This is a genomic window from Microcoleus sp. SVA1B4 (genome assembly GCF_036700545.1).
Lineage (GTDB): Bacteria > Cyanobacteriota > Cyanobacteriia > Cyanobacteriales > Microcoleaceae > Microcoleus.
In genome coordinates this window covers 1-20845 of sequence record NZ_JAUBPB010000095.1, presented here as the reverse complement: position 1 = coordinate 20845, position 20845 = coordinate 1, and the positions used below count along the sequence as shown (strand labels likewise).

The 20845-nt window shown below is 46.5% G+C and carries 14 protein-coding genes; 5 read left to right on the top strand and 9 right to left on the bottom strand.

Annotation, left to right across the window (positions count from 1 at the left end):
• Positions 1-295: 295 nt before the first annotated feature.
• The 6 genes from QT987_RS27515 to QT987_RS27490 all read right to left on the bottom strand — a co-directional run bounded on the left by QT987_RS27515 (position 296) and on the right by QT987_RS27490 (position 6614).
• Positions 296-871: an alpha/beta hydrolase gene (locus tag QT987_RS27515; RefSeq protein WP_333057718.1), complete on the bottom strand. Its 576-nt coding sequence runs from the start codon at positions 869-871 to the stop codon at positions 296-298.
• A 598-nt stretch (positions 872-1469) separates the two neighbouring features.
• Complete coding sequence (locus QT987_RS27510) at positions 1470-1778, bottom strand: DUF3493 domain-containing protein (RefSeq protein WP_333057719.1); 309 nt, start codon at positions 1776-1778, stop codon at positions 1470-1472.
• A 168-nt stretch (positions 1779-1946) separates the two neighbouring features.
• Complete coding sequence (locus QT987_RS27505; protein ID WP_333057721.1) at positions 1947-3179, bottom strand: DUF445 family protein; 1233 nt, start codon at positions 3177-3179, stop codon at positions 1947-1949.
• Positions 3180-3297: 118 nt separating this feature from the next.
• Positions 3298-4011 (bottom strand): bifunctional demethylmenaquinone methyltransferase/2-methoxy-6-polyprenyl-1,4-benzoquinol methylase UbiE, encoded by a 714-nt coding sequence (gene ubiE, locus QT987_RS27500; RefSeq protein ID WP_333246447.1) that lies wholly within the window; start codon positions 4009-4011, stop codon positions 3298-3300.
• Positions 4012-4367: 356 nt separating this feature from the next.
• On the bottom strand, positions 4368-5312 hold the full coding sequence (locus tag QT987_RS27495; protein WP_333246445.1) for a response regulator: 945 nt from the start codon (positions 5310-5312) through the stop codon (positions 4368-4370).
• 87 nt (positions 5313-5399) lie between these two features.
• A complete protein-coding gene (locus QT987_RS27490; RefSeq protein ID WP_333246443.1) occupies positions 5400-6614 on the bottom strand; it encodes a transposase in 1215 nt (404 codons plus the stop codon).
• A gap of 227 nt (positions 6615-6841) precedes the next feature.
• Between QT987_RS27490 and QT987_RS27485 the strand changes: the two genes are divergently transcribed.
• Positions 6842-7936 (top strand): RuBisCO accumulation factor 1, encoded by a 1095-nt coding sequence (locus QT987_RS27485; protein WP_333246441.1) that lies wholly within the window; start codon positions 6842-6844, stop codon positions 7934-7936.
• Positions 7937-8079: 143 nt separating this feature from the next.
• On the opposite strand, the gene QT987_RS27480 is transcribed toward QT987_RS27485, so the two are convergent.
• Positions 8080-9054: a DUF4349 domain-containing protein gene (locus QT987_RS27480; RefSeq protein WP_333246439.1), complete on the bottom strand. Its 975-nt coding sequence runs from the start codon at positions 9052-9054 to the stop codon at positions 8080-8082.
• Between the two features lie 166 nt (positions 9055-9220).
• On the opposite strand from QT987_RS27480, the gene QT987_RS27475 reads away from it, so the two are divergent.
• Positions 9221-11677 carry an ATP-dependent helicase gene (locus tag QT987_RS27475; protein ID WP_333246437.1) on the top strand — a complete coding sequence of 819 codons (2457 nt, stop codon included), beginning with the start codon at positions 9221-9223 and terminating at the stop codon, positions 11675-11677.
• Between the two features lie 275 nt (positions 11678-11952).
• On the opposite strand, the gene QT987_RS27470 is transcribed toward QT987_RS27475, so the two are convergent.
• The gene (locus QT987_RS27470; protein ID WP_333246435.1) at positions 11953-13635 is read right to left on the bottom strand and encodes a tetratricopeptide repeat protein; all 1683 of its coding nucleotides are present in this window, start codon (positions 13633-13635) and stop codon (positions 11953-11955) included.
• Between the two features lie 373 nt (positions 13636-14008).
• Between QT987_RS27470 and QT987_RS27465 the strand changes: the two genes are divergently transcribed.
• Positions 14009-15889, top strand: a complete 1881-nt coding sequence (locus QT987_RS27465) for a pseudouridine synthase (protein ID WP_333246433.1) — start codon at positions 14009-14011, stop codon at positions 15887-15889.
• Between the two features lie 61 nt (positions 15890-15950).
• Here QT987_RS27465 and QT987_RS27460 read toward each other — a convergent pair whose 3' ends face one another.
• A complete protein-coding gene (locus QT987_RS27460) occupies positions 15951-18473 on the bottom strand; it encodes an EAL domain-containing protein (protein WP_333246431.1) in 2523 nt (840 codons plus the stop codon).
• A gap of 303 nt (positions 18474-18776) precedes the next feature.
• Between QT987_RS27460 and dapB the strand changes: the two genes are divergently transcribed.
• Both dapB and QT987_RS27450 read left to right on the top strand, forming a co-directional pair.
• On the top strand, positions 18777-19604 hold the full coding sequence (gene dapB / locus QT987_RS27455) for a 4-hydroxy-tetrahydrodipicolinate reductase (RefSeq protein WP_333246429.1): 828 nt from the start codon (positions 18777-18779) through the stop codon (positions 19602-19604).
• A gap of 305 nt (positions 19605-19909) precedes the next feature.
• Complete coding sequence (locus QT987_RS27450) at positions 19910-20620, top strand: phosphate ABC transporter permease (protein ID WP_333246427.1); 711 nt, start codon at positions 19910-19912, stop codon at positions 20618-20620.
• Positions 20621-20845: the final 225 nt, after the last annotated feature.

Here is a 20845-nt window from a genome sequence, read left to right as displayed (position 1 = left end):
TTAAAAGTTTTTTTTAGTTATTTAGTAATGCACAAATTTAGGTGTTTGTCAAATTAATTTAGATGCGTTTACCCTGATTAGACAGCGAAGTTATCTAATTTTTGATTTTTGATTTTAGAATTAAGAATGACTGATTCCCGTCTGGTTTGGAGCTTGCCTGGAGTTAGATTTTTTTGTAGTGGTGTAAAAATTAGGCAAATTTTGCACAAAAAAAATGTAACTTTCCTGTAATTGATGCAGGTTCAGCAACATTCTGCGATCGATCAAAGCAATCAACCGTCCTCGACCAAATCCACTACAATCTAGGCAGACGAATCTTGTTCAAAACGTCTTGCAGCCGTTCTGACACGCCGCCCAATTGTTCTGACAAAGCTACAAGTTTGCCGTAAGCTTCAACTAAACGATCGCCCTCAACATAAACTTCTGGAGTAGGATAATTTTTCATCGCTTCCAGCAGTGTAATCTCGTTATCATTAGTTGCAGACAGCACCAAGGCAGATCTCAAAGCTTCTCGATTTGCATTCCCAGAAGGAGTGCGAATTACCTCACCCACTTCATCGAGGATTATTTCCCCAACCTTGCTGTTAAGCGTCCGATCCAAAAAGCTTTGACTGACTTTCACCGGTCTCGTCAGACTGTTGCGAACGGATTCCGGGTCTTTTTTTGCTTTTCCCAGCAGCATTTCTAAGCCGGGCGACATTTTTCCAGTTTCTACAAAAATTTCTAATTCGCTGACTGGTAAAGTCATTCGGATCGCACTGTATTTGAGCACTACCTTTTCGGCAGCCACAGCAGCATTACTGTAAAATACAATTCCCGCGCCTGCTGCTAAAAATAACGTCCACCGCTTTTTGAAAAATGCTCGACCCATACTCAAATCTCCCAACATCTTTTTCTACTTCGACTTTGACACATCTTATTAGTTACTGTACAGGCTCAGGTATTCGGGAAATGCCACATTATTCGATCGCCCCAACACTTATACCATTTTAGATTTTAGATTTTAGATTTTAGATTTTAGAACTGCGAATGACTGATCGTCGTGGTTTCGAGTATGGGCCTAGAGTTGCATGATTTTTGGGAACTGGTATTACCGATACCTGATGCTAGGCAAAAAACTCTGTTCAGGACGCTGCTACGGGCCTCTGTGTGCGGGATGCAAACCCTACTGATTCTCTCGCTCTATCTCTCGATCCTAGCAAAATGCCTAACGCCAGCTCTTCTATCAGTGAAGGCTGGCGCTGGGCTTAAATTTATTTTATATATTTAGGGTCTTTATGAAAGCTGACCCCAATTGAACGAGTTACAAGCGGTTTATGATTAGGGCCTTTAAATTTGCTGACCCCAATTGAACCCACATTCTTATAATTACAGGGATCGCTGGAAAACCACGATTTCATAATAATTTCTTTATATTTATAACTTTTTCTTGCCTAAGATAAATTTTTGTCTCGATTTGTACATTTTTGTTACTTCGACTTCGGGGAGCGGCCCTCGGCGCGCTGCTCCCAGCGAAACAGGAACACCATCAGGGCCACAACTCCGACTTGGAGGGCAAAATTGGGCAAAGCAGAACCAATTTCCCGGCCAGAGGCAATTTTAGCGAGGAAAACCAAGCCGCCGATAAAGCCCGAAGCGCCACAAGCTACGTAAACAAACTGTCGCAGAGGCCGGTAGGGAGTGGCCATTTCTGCGGTTAAACGCTCGTATTGTTGGCGGCTGAGGTTGCGCGGGTTTTTTGGGATGTTTGTGCGATCGTCCGAATTTGGAGCTGGCATAGATTTAGAAAATAAGTAAATTAGGATTGGGCCACAAAAACCCGGTTTCTAACAGAAATCCTCTGGCTGAGGTCGCCAATACGGTCGCAAAACCAGGTTTTTGGTCATGTGGGCGCAAGTCAAGCGAATATTAGACTACAACAAATATCTCACAACTGCCGAAACAAATCACCGCTGAAGCAAAAGCACAACTGTTTGCAAACAGCCAATAAAAACACCCAAAATGCCTCCTAAATTTACAATTCCCTGCAACTCGCTTTTGACAATTCCCTGAATTGCTAACTCCAACTCTTCAGGAGAAGTACCTTTGACTCGATCGACAATCACCTGGTCAATATTCAAAATTGGGATAGCCTGAGCTACAATATTTTCTAAATCCCGTTCTAGATAGCGCTCTAAAACCAAAGCCAGTTCTTTGCTGACAATTCCCAGGGAAGCGCTCATCACCGCTGAAGTTTGCAAGCGATTGAGAATCAACCGCGAAATATTTTCCCAGTCAATAGATTTACTCAACCCCTCAAGTACATCTGTTCCCCGCTGCTGAACATAGCTGCGAACACTGTCGCGCATAGTTTTTCGCAACTGTCTCACAGTCGAAACCGGTAAATTTTGCATCGACAAATTTTGCAGCCATTCCTGAATTCGCCCGCGAATTCCCAAAGAAATAGTTAACTCTGCTAAGCGCTGATTTGTCGCTTCTCTGTCATCCAGACAAAAAGTCCGCAGCCGAGTTAAAGTGTTCCGCAAACCAAACAAATTTGCTACTACCCAATAAGTGCCGCTGGTTTTTTCTCGAAACCCTTCATCGATGATCGAAATATTGCGATCCGTCAAAAAGTCAATTAAAGCCTGCCGCAGCACTTCCGGTGGTATTACTACCTGCAACAACCACTCAGCAAGCTGAGCAGCCTGAGCTTCCGTTAGCTGAATCTCCAGCAAAACTTGGTCAAAAATTTGATTAAGCTGAGCTTCTAAAAAATCTTCCCGGCGCGCCAAAACTTTGAGAATTCGCGGCACAGATTCCCCCAGCAAATCTCGCAGAATGTTAGCGAGAATTTTAGCCGTTTTTTGCTCTGCGTCTGCTTTTACCTGATCCAGCGCCAACTGTAACAACCAGAGAATCACCGACTGCATCCGCTCGGTTTGCAGGAGGCGGCGCGCTAAGTTTTGCAGTTCCTGTGGCGTCAGCAGCGAACCCATGATTGTGTCGGAAATTCGCTTTGCTAAACGCTCTTGGTTGCGGGGGATCAAGCCGGGAGTGAAAGGCAACTTCCGCCCTTTGATGTAAATAGCTCGATAGGGGCGGAACAGCATTTTGATAGCTATATCGTTAGTGAAATAGCCAATAATTCCTCCCACTACAGGTGGGGCCAACAACAGCCAAATGTCAGAGGGATTCATAAGATTTTAGATTTTAGATTTTAGATTTTAGATTTACTCCACAGATGAATCTGGGGGGGTGAACCTGGGTCTAAAATTTTGATCTGGAGTATTCGATCGACCGAAACTGCAACCACTTTTAATTTTCAATTGCTTTGACTAATACCAATACTCCCATCATAGCTCCAGCAATGGGGTAGTGGGTGGCGGCGGCAAATCCGGCTTTGTTGGCGATCGCGACTTGTTGCTGGCCGATCGGGAATTTTTCTAAACTAGGATTAATGTAAGCATATTCTTGAGTCATGCCAAATTGCTGAGCAATGGGCACTACGAGAGTGTCTAGATAAAACTGCTGGAAGCTCCGCATTAGGGAATTGCTGGGGCGGTGGAGGTCGAGAATAGCTGCTTTGGCACCGGGTTTGAGCACGCGGTGCAATTCCTGAAGACTGCGGGGGATGTCAGTCACGTTACGCAGGCCGTAACCCATTGTGGCGCAGTCGAAGTAATTGTCAGCAAAAGGCAAGTCTAGGGCGTCAGATTCTACCCAGGAAATGGGACTAGCAGGGGTAAGAAAAGGTCTCGCGCGTTTGGCTGCCACGGCCAATTGTTCGGCGGAAAAATCTACTCCAAATACGCAACCAGTCGGCCCTGCTTGTTTAGCCAGCAACAAAGCTAGATCCCCGCTACCGCAGCACAAGTCTAAACAAGTATTTCCGGGGCCCGCACTGCTCCATTTCACCGCCATTTGCTTCCAAATCCGGTGTTGCCCAAAGCTCAACCAGTCGTTCAATTGATTGTAAACTGGTGCAATTCGATTAAATATAGTTTTAATTTGTTCGGCGTTATTAGTCATTTCTCGTTTTTCATTGGTGATTGATAATTGGTAATTGGTCAGCCGGAACAAAATAACTAATCCGTGCATTCATGTCATGCTGTCGCCAGTCATTAATGCTTTTTATTGTTAGCTCTCCGCGAGATTTTGTCTTAAATCCTTCCTTTGCTATTATTTTAAACTCAAGACAGAGAGCCGACTAATAACTAATGACTGACAACTAATGACTAATGAACCCGCCCAAAAACAGGTACAAGCTCCCGACAATCGTCGTGGAGATTCCAAAATTTTAGACTTTTGTTCAAGCTCCCAGATTCACTGCGCTGCAAGTCGATCTAAAATCTAAAATCTAAAATCTAAAATCGACTGACTGATGACTAATGACCCTGAAAACTCGTCAATACCAAAGCAACTTCTTGAGCGGCGAGGTGAACGGTTGTGAGTTCGTCGGGGCGCAGGGAACAAGGTTGCTTCCACTGCATGGAAATTAGGGCGATCGATCGACCTTTGTGACTCACCGGGATGCTGAGGTGAGCTTGAATGCCGGATTTCTGATAGTGCGGCAGACTCGCTAGGTTTGTGTCGTTGCCAATATTCACAGCACCCTGAATAGTTTGAGAGGTAATTGCTTCTCGAACCAGAGGGTCATCCGCCAGCCAATTTTCCACAGTTGAACCCGTGGTGTGACAGCCTTGGACTGGTATTAAAACATTTCCTTCCACCAGTTGCAAAATGCAAAAGTCTGCCAAAAAATTATCACTTATAGCAGTAGCAATTGGATCTAAACTTGCTTCCAAACTCGGATAATCCACAGCCGTTTGCATGATTGTTGCTAACAGTTGTATTTGATTTTGAGCGCGATCCAATTCCTCAGTCCGCTGCTTGAGAATTTCATAAGTCTCGGCTGCCTTTTGCACCACCATTTTCAGTTCGTTCGGGTCCCAAGGCTTGGTGATATACTTATAAACCTGTCCTGAGTTAATCGCATCCACCAAGTCTTCAATATCCGTAAAACCAGTCAAGATAATTCTGACCGTATTCGGAAACTGGGGTACGGTTTTGCTCAAAAACTCCGTTCCCTTCATTTCGGGCATCCGCTGGTCGGAAATGATGACGGCGACCTCGCCTTCGATGCCGAGGACTTCCAAGGCGCGAATTCCGCTCTCAGCTTTGAGCACGTTAAAATCTCGTCGGAAAGTGCGGTAGAGTAAATCCAGATTGTCTGGTTCGTCGTCTACTACCAGCATTTTGGGCTTTTTCGGTCTGTGTAGGGTCATGAGCTGGCGTTTAATTTGATCTAGCTCTGAAATGGCATTATCCATAACAATACGATAAACTCCCCTTTGTAAATTTAGGCGAGCAACTATTCTTTGACACTCCCCACGCATAGAATGCGGGGGATTCTTCTCTCAAAGGCTCGACTCTAGACCGATATTACTATCGATCCCCGATAGAACGCCTCCAGAAGCAGTTTTACTCACGGGCTGCCCGACCGCAAGGATACCTCTGTCTCTAATTACTTGTGCTGCTGCTGTATCGCGGTCAGTGGTGTACCCGCACGACTGACAACTATGGATTCTGACATCCAAGGTTTTCTTACCAGTATGGGTTCCACATTGGGGGCAAATTTGACTCGTATAGTTTTTATCAACACGAGCAAAATACACCCCGCGCTTCCAACACACATGAGACAGAATCGAGAAGAATTGACCATAGGCTGCATCGAGAGTATATTTACCGAACATCCCCTTTGCCCAAGCCTTAAAATTGATATCCTCAATGAATATCATTCCTGCTTGGTCACATAACCTATGAGCTAATTTATAGTGCCAATCCTTTCTGGTATCACTGATTTTTTGATGAATTCTAGCAATCTTTTTCTGGAGAGCAAGCCAATTATTAGACCCTTTTCTTTGATGCTTTAATCTTCGCTGCAGTGATTTCAACTCGCGGTGAAGTGCCTGAAAAAATCTCGGTCTGTTGACTAATTCTCCATCTGAAGTTGCGAGGTATTTGTCAATCCCAATATCTACCCCTAATGGATGTCCTGACGGTGGGCGAGCGGGCAGGTTGACTGCTAACTGGTAGGTCAGCATGACAAAATATCCTGATGCCCTTTTAACTACTCTAATTTGCTTGAGTATAAAACCCTCTGGTGTGGGTCTAGACATTTTCATCCTTACCCACCCAATCTTAGGCAGATTAACCTTTCCATTCTCCACTGCTGCATCCTTAACAGCCGGGAAAACAAACGAGCGCATCCGTTTTTTGAAGCGAGGAAACCCATGCCCTCTATCCCACATTGCCACAAATGCCGACTCTAAAACCTTTAAAGTTTGCTGCAATACTTGCGAATGAGGGGTCTTTAATTCGGGACAATGCTTCTTAGCTTCTGCCAAACCTTTGCACTGACTAGCATAGGTTGGTCTAGGAGTATCCGGTGAGATAATATACTCACCAACTATCGAACAAGCATTAACAGAAGACTTACGAGAATTCACCCAATCTTTCCGTTCTCGCAAGGCATAGTTATAAACCTGACGACAAACAGACAACCAAATCTCAAATATTTGAACTTGAGATTTGGTTGGACGTAGTTTGTACTCGTGAGTTACTGTTAGCATGATATAATCATATCATGCTTTTAGAAATCAACCAGGATTTTTCTAAGACTGTAGGTAGCCACCTCCGCTGCCGAGTTCATCCCCACGCCTGAAGTCGGGGGCTTTCCTCTCGTTTTCCGGTAACAATAGTCTCATAACTCACTTACTATTAATCTATCGCTCTGCCGCGACACGAGCCTTGCCGGTATCCAATAACACATAACTTAGCCTTAGTTTTTGATTCAATTATGACTGATACACCGCAAGATTCCTCCCATCCTGCATCTGCACCCTCCACCAATGCTGTGGATGCTGAAAAGTTAATTCGATCGCTCCGCCGAAAAGAAGGCACTTGGGTAGAGTGGGGACAGGCCTGCACTGCACTGCTAAAAGCTGGCTACAACTCTCAAAGGATTTTTGAAGAAACTGGTTTTGAGCCAATTCAGCAAAATCAAGTAAGCGTCGCAGCCCAAGTCTACACCAGCATGGTAAATGCTGGGGCTTCAGAGGAAGTTCGATCGCACTTTTTGGGCAAAGGTAGCGATATCTTATACGAGTTTCGGATTCTCTCTCAAGTAGAGCGTGCCGGGGCGGCGGCTTTGATGCTAACCCACAATTTGGATGTTGACGATGCTCGCCAAGTTGCTAAAGCGATCAAGGAGTTTTCGCACTTCGGGAGTCTCCCCCAAGGGTTCACAGACACTCCCGGCGATGCTATGGCTTACCAATGCTGGCAATTAGCGAGACAGAAAAGCGATTTGCAAGAGCGATCGCGCTTAATTGCTCGCGGTTTAAAATTAGCTAGCAGCCCAACCGCTAGGGCGCAAATCGAGCAGTTGCTCGTTGATTTTACCGTAGTTTCGAGAAAGGAAGCGCCCCGCTTGCCCGTCTACCGACTCGATACGGAGGAACAATTGCCCCGCGTTGTCCCGGTTGTGGGCAAATTGCCGCTTTCTACGAGAGATTTGCTGGCAGTGCCTTTGCCGGAGGAAATCGAGCCGTTCCGAATGGTAAAATTTTCTGGAGCAGGAGCTTGGGTGGCGATTCCCGGATGGCAGGTAATTTTGAACGCTGAAGATCCGGTGGCGGTTTTGGGAATGAGCGATAAATTGCCGGTACCGCTGCAAGGCAAAGTTGAAGAAGTTTTGATTATTGCCGATCGAGCTCAAAGACAGTGGGATGCAGACAGTTATTTCCTCGCAGATAACGCTGGCAATTTAGAATTGTACTGGTTTGAACAATCCCCGGATATTCCTATTTTGGGGCGAGTTGTTCTGGTGATGCGTCCGAAAAAGATTGTGGATGAAGACTATACCAAAGATGGATGGCAAATTGATGATTAGTGAGTTGACTGTTGACTGTTGATGGTTGTCAGTTGACGGTTGTCAGTTGTCGTTGGTTTTAAGAACGGTTTCTTCGGCTGTTCCCCAATACATAAATTTTATGTGGGTGGAATGACTAATGACTAATGACTAATGACTACTGACTACTGAGGCGGTTTCGGTTCTTGAATTTGCGGAACAGAATGCTGTTTCTTAAATCGATTAAAGCCGTAAACCGCAGCCGCAATTAACAGCAAATAAGGACTGTAAGCCAACAGCCAAATACCCAAAGCAAACAAAGCGAGCGTCAATTCACCCACAGAATGAGTCGCTTTCCCCCAAGTTTCCTGTACCCGCAAACCTAGAGAAGGTTCGGGAGTTTGTTGCGCCGATACTGCTGCTTCTAGAGTTAAGCTAATAGTCGAATAGGCTACTTGATTTCGCAAACTTTTTAACTGAGCGTCAATGCGTTCGATCGACTCCCGAATATTGCTCAATTCTTGAGCAGCTTTGAGTACGTCGCCGACAGAACCCGATCGCTCCATAATTTTTAACACCATTTCCTCCGATTTGCGGAGGTTCCGCAGCCTAGCCTCGCTGTCAACTAATTGAGCGGTAACATCCTCAGCCGTCAGAGAACGGTTCTCTACAGTTCCGAGTTTTGCCAAAGCCTCTAAAGTCGTTTCTAAACGTTCTTGAGGCACGCGAATCTCCACAGACGCGGTTTGGCGGACACTCGAATCCGGCGGCTTTTGATTTTGGAAACCCAAGATATCGCCTTGCTGTTTTTCGACAATATTGGTAATAGATTTAGTGCTGGCGTCAATAGATTTGACAACTACGCTGAGTTCGGCTTTTTTAATCAGTTGGGGACGGGTTGCGGTCGTTTCTGCTGCTTTTTTTGATGAACCAGGAGTTTTTGACCTTTGGGCTGCTGGCTCGGGTGCTGGTGCCGATTGTGGAGCCGATGCGGCAACTTGGTTTTCAGGGCTGCTGGATGTAGCTCCTCCGCAGCTAGGCAAAGCAATTGTTGAAGATAAAGTTAAGAATACCGCCACAGCAAAACGAGTTGTGCTGTTGTTGGCTGGGTTTGGGTTTGGCTTGGGCGGGGGGGAATTGATTTTGAGGTGAGTTTTCATTTGGGTGACTCCTCTAAAAAAGGCTTGGGTATTGAATTTTATGCTGATTTTAATTTAAGCTTCAATAGATAGTGTTAGTTTAGCCGATACCGAAATGGAAACGGTAGAGGTTGCAGATTTTTTTATTCTTAACCGCAGATGAACGCAGATAAACGCGGATGTAATAATGACTGATGAATTTGATTCTGATTTTATGCGATCGACAACGAATATCGATCGCCCTGGCAACATTTCCTCTGGGTTAGACTCTGCCGCAGTTTTGCGAGAACAAGCTTGCCTTAAAATTCGTGAAAGCTTGCGTGCGGGGCAGCAGGACATGGCGGATTGGCAAGGCGGCCCCCTTGCTGTTTCGGCGGTTCCGGGGGCCGGGAAGTCTACGGGAATGGCTGCTGCGTCGGCAATTGCGATCGCCCGCAACCAGCTTCACAGCCGCCGCCAGTTAATTGTCGTGACATTTACGCGATCGGCTGCTGCTAATATTAAAGCTAAAATTCGGGAAAGATTGACAGAATTGTCTTTATCTCAAGGCGGTTTTGCCGTGCACACTTTGCACGGTTTAGCTTTGAATATTGCGATGCGCCATCCAGATTTGTCGGGTTTAAATTTAGAAAATTCGACTTTAGTTACTCCAACTCAAAGTCACCGATTAATTCGCACCTGTGTAGAACTTTGGATAGCTGAAAATCCCCGCCGATATCAAGTTTTGTTGGAAGGACAGCAATTCGATGGAGAGGAAACGGAGAGGCTGCGGCGGCAATCGGTTTTGCGGACGGAAATTTTGCCACAGGTAGCTAAAACTGTGATTCACGAGGCGAAATCTTCTGGTTTGTTTCCCGAACAGTTGTTAGAAATGAGCGCTCTTGATACTGGGGACGGTTATGAGATTTTAGCAGTAGCTGGGGGTTTATATCAAAAATATCAGGCTTTGTTGAGGAGTCGGGAATTCATCGATTACGACGAGATGATTTTAGCAGCTTTGCGGGTGTTGGACAATCCGAAGGCGAGGGCGATCGAGCAAAAGCAAGTATTTGCCGTTTTTGAGGACGAAGCCCAAGATTCGACACCTTTGCAGACTCGGCTTTTGAAAACATTGGCGATCGATCCCGATCATCCTACTTTACCTCCCAATTTTATCAGAGTTGGCGACCCAAATCAAGCGATTAATTCTACTTTTACTCCCGCCGATCCGATTTATTTTAACCAATTTTGTGATGAGTGCGAAGTAGAGAATAAGTTAGCGACAATGGACGGTGCAGGCCGCAGCACCCAAGTAATTATCGATGCGGCTAACTTTATGTTGCAATGGGTAAATGGCTCAGAATTAGCGAAAAATGAAAAGCCTTTTCGCGACCAAACTATTAAGCCCGTACCCAGCCATGACCCGCAGCAAAATGCCAATTCGGCTCCGATTGGTCGAGGCTTAGAATTGCATACTCCCCGCGATATTTACCATACAGTAGAGTTAATTGGTCAGCGGGTAATTGAGTTAGTTGAGGAATTTTTACCAGCGGATTTTGAATTTACAAAAACTGAAAAAGCTATCGATTCAGGCGAAGAAGCTACCGATGGGGAAAATAGTGCAAAATTGCCGTTAGAAAATCTGAAATCGATGGCTATTTTGGTGCGGGAAAACAAACAAGGTAAGTTTATCAAAGAAGTGCTAGAAAATCCTAAAAAGCACGGATTAAGCTTTGATTTGCACAAATATGGGATTAAAATTGAAGATGTGGGAGAACGGGACAGACATTCTCAAGTACCTTGGGAAATCTTAACACTGCTGCAATTCCTCGATCGCCCGCACTCTCCAGACTACCTGAAAGCAGCCTTAAAGATTTTGAGCGATCGACAACTGATCCCCAAACAAGACTACAATGCTTTTGCTACCAGCCCCGAACAATTCCTTTACCCAGGCCCGCTAGACCCGCAGCAGTCAGACCCCGTTCGCAAATGTCGCTATTTTTGCTGCGGTTTGCTGCAAGCTAGCTTAGAACTGCCGCCCTACCAAATCATTTCCTTCTTAGCCTTAGCGCTGCAATACGACCAAACAGAATTAGCCACCGCCGACAAATTAGCAGAACGGGTAGCAATCCAAACAGCCGGCAACAATTCAATGCGTAATATTTTGGATGTACTAAGCGAAATTGTCAGTTCCGAAAGATTTGAACCTGTGGATGCAGACGACAAAATAGAAGAACGCTATACCAGCAAAGGTCAACTAACAATTATTACCATGCACAAAGCTAAAGGATTGGATTGGGATTGCGTATTTTTGCCGTTTCTGCACGAACAAACCATCCCCGGAAATTTGCGAGTTTTGCCGCAAACCCGATTTTTAGGAGATTTCACTTTAGCAGAGGTAGCGAGAGCACAAATTAGAGCAAGTTTGCACGAAAAATATCCTTTACCAAATCTAGGCGAAGCGTGGGAACAAGCAGGTTATTTGAAAACAGCAGAAGAGTTTCGACTGCTGTATGTGGCGATGACGCGAGCAAAAAGTTTGTTGTGGATGGCGGCGGAGAAAAAAGGCCCTTTTACTTGGAACAAACCAGAGAATTTACAGGAGCAAAAACCTTGTCCGGTAATGCCTGTTTTGAAGCAGAGATTTCCGAGTAATGCTATATAAAAAAGTAATAATTATATCATGTCCGGTCGATTACCCCAAATCAGGTAGGGGCGGGTTCACCTGCCAATATCTGCCAATAATTAACAATCTCAAAAACCCGCCCTGCCGGGATATTATGGTCAATCTATCGGACATGATATTAAGGATCGCGAATTAAATAACTTACACTTTTAATTGTTATTGTGGGATGGGCGTCCCGCCCGTCCAGAAAGGGCGGGCGGGACGCCCATGCCACAAGAACCATCACGCATTGTAAGTTATTTAATTCTCATTCCTCACCACTTTCCTGACATCGTGCCCTTAAGTCTCAATTCTTCTCGACTAACTAGAGCTTCGTAGTAATCGGGTTTGATTTCGAGGGCGACTCCGTAAGAGCTAATGGCATCTTGAGTTCGCTGCAATTTTTGCAAAACGTCGCCCCGCTGCGCCCAAGCTTCCCAGTTGTCTGGCTTGAGTTGAATCACTTGGTCAAAAGCGACGAGTGCTTGGGAATAGTTCTGCATTTCCCCTAGGATCAGACCTCGCTGTACCCAGCCTTGATAGTTATCCGGCCAGACAGTAATTGCTCGATCGTATGATGCTAGAGCTTGTTCGTACTGCTGCAATTTTGACAAAGCATTGCCGCGTTGCAACCAAGCTTCAAAATTGTCTGGCACGATTTTTAGGACGCGGTTGTAAGCTGCGACGGCTTCTTCGTAACGCTGCAATTTTTCCAGCGCGGCGCCTTGCTGCAACCCTACTTTTGATGTAATTTCTGCTTCTGAAGTCAGAGAGATTACTTTATCAAAACAGGCGATCGCTTCTTCGTATTGCTGTAATTTTTCCAAAGCTTCGCCTCGCAAGTTCCAAGCTTCTAGAAAATTACCTTCAATTTGTAGGGCATTGCTGTAAGCGATAATTGCCTCTTTGTAGCGTTCCAATCCTGCTAGGGCGATGCCTCTACCCAGCCAAGCTTCGGGAAAATTCGGATTAATTTGAACGGCTTGGTCAAAAGCAGCGATCGCCCCTTCAAAATCTCTCGCTTCTGACAGTGTTTGACCGCGCCCGATCCATGCTTCGGGATACAAAGAATTAATTTGAATTGCCCGATCGAAACAAGCAATTGCCGCGTCGGCCCACTGGTGTTTGAGGGCCATTCCTTTATAAAACCAAGCTTCGCAGTCGTTGGGCTGCATTTGCAGTACGCGATCGTAAGCTGTCACGGCTTCTGCATATTTGTGCAATTTTGCTGAAGCAATGCCCCGATTGAACCAAGCCAGACTATTTTGTGGTTGTAGTTGAATGGCGCGATCGTAAGAAGTTACAGCTTCAGCGTAGCGTTCGGCTTTCATCAAAGCCAAACCTCGGTTCAGCCAAGCTTCCCAATTAGTCGGGACGAGTTTCAGCGCGCGCTCAAAAGCGGCCACGGCTTCAGGATAGCGCTCCGCTTGAACCAACACGTTGCCTTGCCGATACCACATGGCGGGTAAATTCGGATGAAGTTGGGTTGCTCTTTTGTAACAGGTTGCGGCTGCATCCCACTGCTGCAATTCCTCTAAAACTCTGCCCCGCTGATACCAACCTTCGTGCTTTTCTGAATTGATTTGAATTGCGGTGTCGAAAGCCGCGATCGCTTCTGAGTGATTTTGCAAACTTAACAGCCCTGTGCCGCGCAGCATCCAAGCCCAGTATTCTTCGGGATTAATTGCTGTAGCTCGATCGGCACAGGCTACGGTTTCTGCGTAGGAGTGCAGTTGCTTGTAAGCTTTGCCCAGATTCAGCCACGCCCTAGCCCAGTCCGGCTTAATTTGAACCGCTTTTCCGTAGCAAAGGACTGCCGATTCGTACCTTCCTGCGGCGTACAATCTATTGCCCCGATCGTAATCTGGAAATGCTGCAAAAATTCTTAAAATCGGCGGCAGCAGAGCTGGTTGGGGGTTTGAGGAGTTTTCAGGAGCCGAAGTCGAGAGGTCTGGCATACGCCTTGCACATAAAAAATTTAGTGGGATAACAAGCTTGCGGTCTTATATATTAACTTATGCTTTTCTTAATCTCGCTGCTGTTTTGAAACAAATTTAGCATATCAGGCTGGGTGCAACCAATCATTTTTACTTAATTATAGTCGGTATAAAATTATGCACCCTTCCCACTTTCGGTACACCCCTATAAAATACGGTCAGTCGATTTTCGATTTTCGATTTTCGATTGATTCGACCGATGAATCTGGGAGCTTGAACCAGAGTCTAAAATTTTGATCTCCCCACGACGAGTGTCGGAAACTTGTATCCGTTTTTGGGCGGGGTCAAGCCACAAGAAAATATATCCTAATTTAGATTTCAAACCAAATTTAATATGCTAAAATTTCACGCGCTTTTAGATGTCACGGACTGTGATCGGGAGTCGATCGACTCGCGCCCGAATTATTGGTACGAAGGCCGTTGTCCTCAGACTGGCGATCTGCTGAGACTGCCCCGCACTCGAATGTCAGAGGATCTGGCGCGGGGTTTGATGCAGTACCTGGCGGCTGACGATTCCTACGATCGCGAGGGCAAGATGTACGGCATATTACTGGTGGAGATGCCTTCGGGGGAACAGGGGATACTCAAAGCATTTTCCGGGCTGCTGAAGGGTTGCAGCATTGTTGAAGGCTGGGTGCCGCCGATTCCGGGACGCGATCGAGTTGCTTTCGATGAAGCCCGCACGTTAACTCAATTGGAGGAGATGAAACAGGAACTTATTGCACTCAATCAACTCCCGCAGCGACAAGAGTATGAAGCCTTATTTCGGGAGTTTGAAGTGCAAATGCAAGTTTTGAGCGATCGGCATCGCAATTGCAAGCAGCAGCGAGATGAAAAACGCCAGTTACTGTGTCAAACTCTCGCAGCCGAAACACTAGAAATTGCCCTGGAACAACTGAATCAAGAAAGCCGTTTGGAGAAAATTGAACGCAGACAATTGAAACGACAGCGGGATGAAACATTGCAGCCGCTACAACAATTAATTGAAGCTGCGGATCGACGGATGCGGGCCCTGAAACAGCGGCGAAAAGAACTTTCCCGCGAACTTCAAACGCAAATGCACGCGGCTTACACTCTGATGAATTTTTTGGGGAAATCGCGATCAATCTCCTCATTGATGCCAACTAATTCTATTCCCACTGGCACCGGCGACTGTTGCGCGCCAAAATTGCTCCACTACGCGGCAGTACACAATCTGAAACCGCTGGCAATGGCTGAGTTTTGGTGGGGGCCGCCATCGGGCGATAAGATACAGGGAGAATTTTATGGCGCTTGTGGCGATCGGTGTCAGCCGTTGATGGGTTTTTTGCTGTCAGGATTGGCTCAAAATCCGCTTGTTTCTAATAATATAAATGAGGGTTTGACGGGCGGGCTAGAAGCCCAACCCCTACTCCCCACAAGCAATAATATTTCTTGTGGAACGGGCATCTTGCCTGTTGCGAGCGGGCAAAAAGCCCAACCCCTACTCCCCACAAGCAATAATATTTCTTGTGGAACGGGCATCTTGCCCGTTGCGAGCGGGCAAAAAGCCCAACCCACAAATCATCATATTTCTTGTGGAACGGGCATCTTGCCCGTTACCGAAATGCTACCGATTATCTATGAAGACAAATGGTTAATTGCGGTTAATAAACCCTCTGGTTTGCTGTCAGTGCCAGGTCGTTATTTAGAAAATCAAGATAGTGTTTTTAGTCGTTTGCGTAATTTATTACCTAATTTTTTAAATTTGACAGTTGTGCATCGTTTAGATTGGGAAACATCTGGGATTTTACTATTGGCGCGGGACAAAGAAACTAGCAGTCAACTCAGGCAGCAATTTGCACAAAAGCAGGTTCACAAAGTTTATGAATCGGTGCTTTCTGGTACTGTGAAAATTGATGCGGGGACGATCGATCTTCCACTTTGGGGCGATCCAGAAAATCGCCCTTACCAGCAAGTCAATTGGGAGTGCGGAAAGCCCAGTGTTACTCGCTTTCAGGTAATGACGAGGGAGGGAAATTGCGATCGCGTCGAGTTTTGGCCGCTGACGGGACGCACTCATCAATTGAGGGTTCATGCAGCGGATGTTCGAGGGTTGGGGATACCGATTTTGGGCGATCGACTTTACGGATGTCGGGCTGCTGCGAAGCGGCTACACTTGCACGCGCGGGAACTTTCGTTTGAGCATCCGCAGTTGGGAGAAAAGCTGCACTTACAGGCAGAAACACCATTTTGAGCTAAGGGCGATCGGGCCATGATCACTATCTGTACAATAACTAATAACTAATAACCCACAACTACCACTGGGGATCGGAAGCCATCAAAGCAGTCGCAGCCTCGCTCGGTAACGGCTTAGCAAAAAAATAACCCTGACCATATTCGCAGCCGATCGACCTCAACCGGGCTAATTGTGCCGCCGTCTCCACACCCTCAGCAATAACATCCATACCCAAAGCATGAGCCAGCGCCACAATCGTCCGCACGATCGCCACATTCTCCCCCTCGCTTTCGATCTCCATTCGCCCCACAAACGACTTATCAACCTTCAAAGTATCCGTAGGAAACCGACTCAAATAACTCAACGACGAATAACCAGTGCCAAAATCATCAATTCCCAACTTGACATTTAACGCTTTCATCTGCTTCAAAACCGCGATCGCCGACTCCACATCCTCCATCACCACACTCTCAGTAATCTCCAACTTCAAACTCTCGGCACTCAAACCCGTTGTTTCCAAAATCACCTTCAGGCGATCGACCAAATCCGGCTGAGCAAACTGCTTCCCAGATAAATTTACACTCATAATCAAAGCTCGATCGAAACCAAACATTTCCTCCCACAGCCGCAACTGCCGACAAGCCTCCTCCAACACCCACTCACCCAGCGGCACAATTGCCCCCGTTTCCTCAGCCACCGGAATAAACTTGATCGGCCCAATCAAACCCCGCAGCGGGTGTTGCCAGCGTACCAAAGCCTCAAACCCAATAATCCTCCCGCTTGCCAAAGAGACAAACGGCTGATAGTGCAGCAAAAATTCCCGACGCTTGAGGGCAATCCGCAAATCCGTCTCCAACTGCAACCTCTCCACCGCCAAAGCGTGCATCGAAGCATTAAACACCTGATACCTTCCCGTTCCCAAAGCCTTCGCCCGGTACATCGCCGTGTGGGCGTCCCGCAGCAAGTGTTCCGGCTGTTCCCTGACAGTAGCAGCGGGTTCGCCCCCCAGGGCAATCCCGATGCTTGCAGTCACAAACACCTCCTGCCCATTCAACTCAAAAGGCACAATTAAAGCTTTGTGAATTCGATCGGCCAAATCCACAGCACTGTCAACATCAATATTCCTCACCAAAATCGCAAAATCATCACCCCCCACCCGCGCCACAGTATCCCCGGAGCCAATAATCGCCCTCAACCGCAGCACCACCGCCATCAGCAGTTCATCCCCCACCAAATGACCCAAAGAATCATTAATCACCTTAAACCTGTCTAAATCCAGAAACAGCACCGCAAACAGATGGCTGTGGCGGCCCCTAGTATTGGCGATCGCCCGCCCCAAGCAATCCACGAACAAATCCCGGTTGGGCAAACCCGTTAGAGAATCGTGAAAAGCATCGTAAAGCTTCCTGTAAGCACTGACACCCACACCAGTCACCACCAAACCCAAAGTCGGCGACACTAACGGTATCCACCCACCCAGGGTAAAAATTCCATAACTAATCCCCAACAAAGCCATCAATCCCACACCCCCAGCCAATCCCGCCCTCGCAGGATGCTGAATCCGCCAAGCCAAAACCCCGCCAACCATCGCCCAAGCACCGTTCCACAAAATTTCCGCCCATTCTGGCCATACCCAAAACAGCGATCGTCCATCCAAAACCGCACTCAATATTTGGCTGAGCATTTGCGCGTGCAGCAACACCCCCGGCATTTTCGGACTTTGCTTTTTAACCGGGCTGTAAGGCGTCAAAAACAAATCTCTGGTACTCGGTGCCGTCGTCCCGATCAGCACAATCTTGTCCTTAACCCAGCTTGGTTCAATTTCCCCGTTCAATACCTGCCTGATACTGACTTGTCGCGCCACCTCCTTACCAGAACGGTATTTGAGCAGAATTTGGTAGCCTGTGGTGTCAATATTTGCATAGCCGCCGCTGTCAGAAGTTAAAGGCACAAATTCTGCCTTTCCCCAGTCGATTTGGTGGGGATGAACAGCGCTATTTTTCTGCTGTACTCTGTCTTTGAGATACAGCAAAGCCACTTGCATAGAAAACGATAAAGCAATCTTTTTGTCTGGTTGCGAGACTGAGAGCAAATTGCGGCGTACAACACCATCAGGATCGAGCACGAAGTCGTTAAAACCAACTCGATCGGGCGGTATCCCCGGAGGCGCAGGCACTCCCTGACTTTCTGAATCGCTCAATTTATAGATCGCCACCACATTCGGTGCTTTCAGCGCGGCCAGCAATTCTTGGTGTCCCGGCGCTTGAGGCAAATCCCGGTACAAATCCAAACCGATGACTTTTGGCTGATACTTTTGCAGTTTTGTCAAGGTTTGAGCGATCGCACCGTCGGAAACCGGAAATCTCCCCAAAGCTTGAATATCGGCTTCAGAAATTTCCACTACCAGCAGTCGCGGATCGGGGCCGGAATCTGGCTGCAAGCGCACTAACGAGTCAAAACTCCCCAACTCCCAGCTTTGCAGGCCTCCCAACTGCCGAACTCCCATATTCAGCAGCGTTACAGTCGCGCCCACAAGCATTGCAGGCAAAATCCTCACCCGTCGGTTTTGAGAACTCAGGTTGAGGCCAGTTGCCACAGACATGACATATCGAAGATTTCGAGAGAATTTGGCAGTCACAGAAAAAATATGTCGGTGCAAATTAGCTTTGCACAAGTCTGTTCTAACAGAATTGAGCTTAATATGAGATTGAATGTAATTTTTTCAGAACTTGTGCCGCAACCGAGTTTCTTTAAGCTAATTACTCGATGCAGGCAAAGTATTTCTGGAATGGGAACCGGGTTTTTGAAGATTTGCCGACAAATCCTGTCTTTCATTCCTTGTTTACCCAAATTCGCACAAGCGTTAAAATTTAGTCGATCGAACTTTCAGGATATTTTTGAGATTATGGCGAATCAACTTCCGATTCCGGTGATTGTTAACGGTGCTGCAGGCAAAATGGGCCGCGAAGTAATTAAGGCGATCGCCCATGCTAGTGACATGACTTTATTTGGGGCTGTAGACCGCTCTCCTGAGTGCCTCAACGCCGATGCCGGCGAATTAGCCGGATGCGGCCCGTTAGAAGTTCCCATCACTGACGACTTGCAAGGAATGCTGGTATTAGCAGCTCAGGAAAAGCAGTTAGGCGTGATGGTAGATTTTACGCACCCTTCGTCAGTTTATGAAAACGTGCGATCGGCCATAGCTTACGGCATTCGCCCAGTAGTCGGCACTACCGGATTGAGCAGCAAGCAAATTAAAAACTTAGCTGAATTCGCTGATAAAGCGAGCATCGGCTGTTTGATCGTACCCAATTTCTCGATCGGCATGGTTTTGCTCCAACAAGCCGCCGTCACGGCATCTCAGTATTTTGAACACGTAGAAATTATCGAGCTGCACCACAATCAAAAAGCCGACGCCCCCAGCGGCACGGCAATTCAAACTGCCCAAATGTTAGCAGAGATGGGAAAAACTTTCAATCTGCCAGAAGTTGAGGAAACCGAAAAATTAGCCGGAGCTCGAGGTTCACTGGCCGATGAAGGGATTCGCATTCACAGCATCCGTTTACCCGGTTTAATTGCCCACCAAGAGGTAATTTTTGGCGGCGCCGGTCAAGTTTATACTTTACGACACGATACCAGCGATCGCGCTTGTTATATGCCAGGAGTCTTGCTGTCTATACGCAAAGTCATTGAATTGCGATCGCTCGTTTACGGCCTGGAAAAAATCTTGTAGTCATTAATCATTAGTCATTAATCATTAGTCATTAGTCATTGGTAATGTGGAATTAATCTGACTTCTAATATTATGTCCGGTCGATTACCCCTAATACGGTAGGGGCGGGTTCACAAAAAATATCAGCCAATAATTGACAATCTCAAAAACCCGCCCTTTTAATCGCGGTCACTCGATCGCACATGATATAACTTCTGATTTGTGACTTCAACATCAATCAGTTAAATCTGTTAAATGCCTTAATATAATCAGCTTCCGAACAGACAGCCGTTGCATCCCGTACATTGCTCGTTGCCAAACTTCCTATGCTAATTCCCTTAACCCGCGAAACCTTTCAAGAACTAATTCCCGCCGTCGCCACGGGAGCGCAATACAAATATATCTGGGGAAAACCGCCCGATTTTTTGAGGCGAATGTTAATCTCTGCCGTCACCGTAGTTTTCCTCCTGGTAGTCTACAACTTCGCCGGTTCCGATGTCGCGCCGCTAGTTTTAATCACCGGATTGATAGCTGGTTTGTACTGGCTGTGGGGGCCCATTTTGTGGGCGAGTTTGCGGAATGCAGAATGCCGCAAATATCAATACTGCGGTTTTTGGCAAGGACGAGTTTTGGATATATATATTACAGATGAAGTCACAAGTCAAGAAGAAACAGTCAATCAAAAAGGACAACTCGTAATAGTTGACAACTTAGAACCGCGAATTAATTTAGAAGTCGGCGACAAAACCGGATTTACTACTACACTTCGAGCTCCCTTGCGGAAAGATCACCAAGGAATTGTCCCCGGTCAAGCTGCTTTAATGTTAATTATGTCAAATCAAGAAGATTTAGGCAGAATTGCCAAAGTTTCAGATATTTATATTCCCAGCCGTGACGTGTGGGTGAGCGACTATCCTTATTTACGCAGAGATTTGTTTGTAGAAATGAGCCAACAGATTAAAAAAGGCAGGAAAAAAGACCGCGATCGCACTAATCCAAGCAGAGATGTAAAAAGGCGATCGTCCGCTGATTATTAATATTCATCGTAGCCACAAATTTAAGAGCGATCGCAAGTTAAACTTAGGACAAAATTCACTCTTATAGCAGCTAATGCCTACGGTTCTTCAGGTTGGCCCCTACAGTTTCATCTTTTTTAGTTCCGATCGAGGCGAACCCGCCCACATTCATGTTAAGGATCGCGAATTAAATAACTTACAATTTTAATTGTTATTGTGGGATGGGCGTCCCGCCCGTCCTTTTTG

Coding starts and splice junctions, on each gene's coding strand:
- QT987_RS27480 (WP_333246439.1), bottom strand. CDS start 9,054: ATGAAAACTCACCTCAAAATCAATTCCCCCCCGCCCAAGCCAAACCCA.
- QT987_RS27510 (WP_333057719.1), bottom strand. CDS start 1,778: ATGCCAGCTCCAAATTCGGACGATCGCACAAACATCCCAAAAAACCCG.
- QT987_RS27465 (WP_333246433.1), top strand. CDS start 14,009: ATGCTAAAATTTCACGCGCTTTTAGATGTCACGGACTGTGATCGGGAG.
- QT987_RS27515 (WP_333057718.1), bottom strand. CDS start 871: ATGGGTCGAGCATTTTTCAAAAAGCGGTGGACGTTATTTTTAGCAGCA.
- QT987_RS27460 (WP_333246431.1), bottom strand. CDS start 18,473: ATGTCTGTGGCAACTGGCCTCAACCTGAGTTCTCAAAACCGACGGGTG.
- QT987_RS27475 (WP_333246437.1), top strand. CDS start 9,221: ATGACTGATGAATTTGATTCTGATTTTATGCGATCGACAACGAATATC.
- QT987_RS27450 (WP_333246427.1), top strand. CDS start 19,910: ATGCTAATTCCCTTAACCCGCGAAACCTTTCAAGAACTAATTCCCGCC.
- QT987_RS27495 (WP_333246445.1), bottom strand. CDS start 5,312: ATGGATAATGCCATTTCAGAGCTAGATCAAATTAAACGCCAGCTCATG.
- dapB (WP_333246429.1), top strand. CDS start 18,777: ATGGCGAATCAACTTCCGATTCCGGTGATTGTTAACGGTGCTGCAGGC.
- QT987_RS27485 (WP_333246441.1), top strand. CDS start 6,842: ATGACTGATACACCGCAAGATTCCTCCCATCCTGCATCTGCACCCTCC.
- QT987_RS27490 (WP_333246443.1), bottom strand. CDS start 6,614: ATGCTAACAGTAACTCACGAGTACAAACTACGTCCAACCAAATCTCAA.
- ubiE (WP_333246447.1), bottom strand. CDS start 4,011: ATGACTAATAACGCCGAACAAATTAAAACTATATTTAATCGAATTGCA.
- QT987_RS27505 (WP_333057721.1), bottom strand. CDS start 3,179: ATGAATCCCTCTGACATTTGGCTGTTGTTGGCCCCACCTGTAGTGGGA.
- QT987_RS27470 (WP_333246435.1), bottom strand. CDS start 13,635: ATGCCAGACCTCTCGACTTCGGCTCCTGAAAACTCCTCAAACCCCCAA.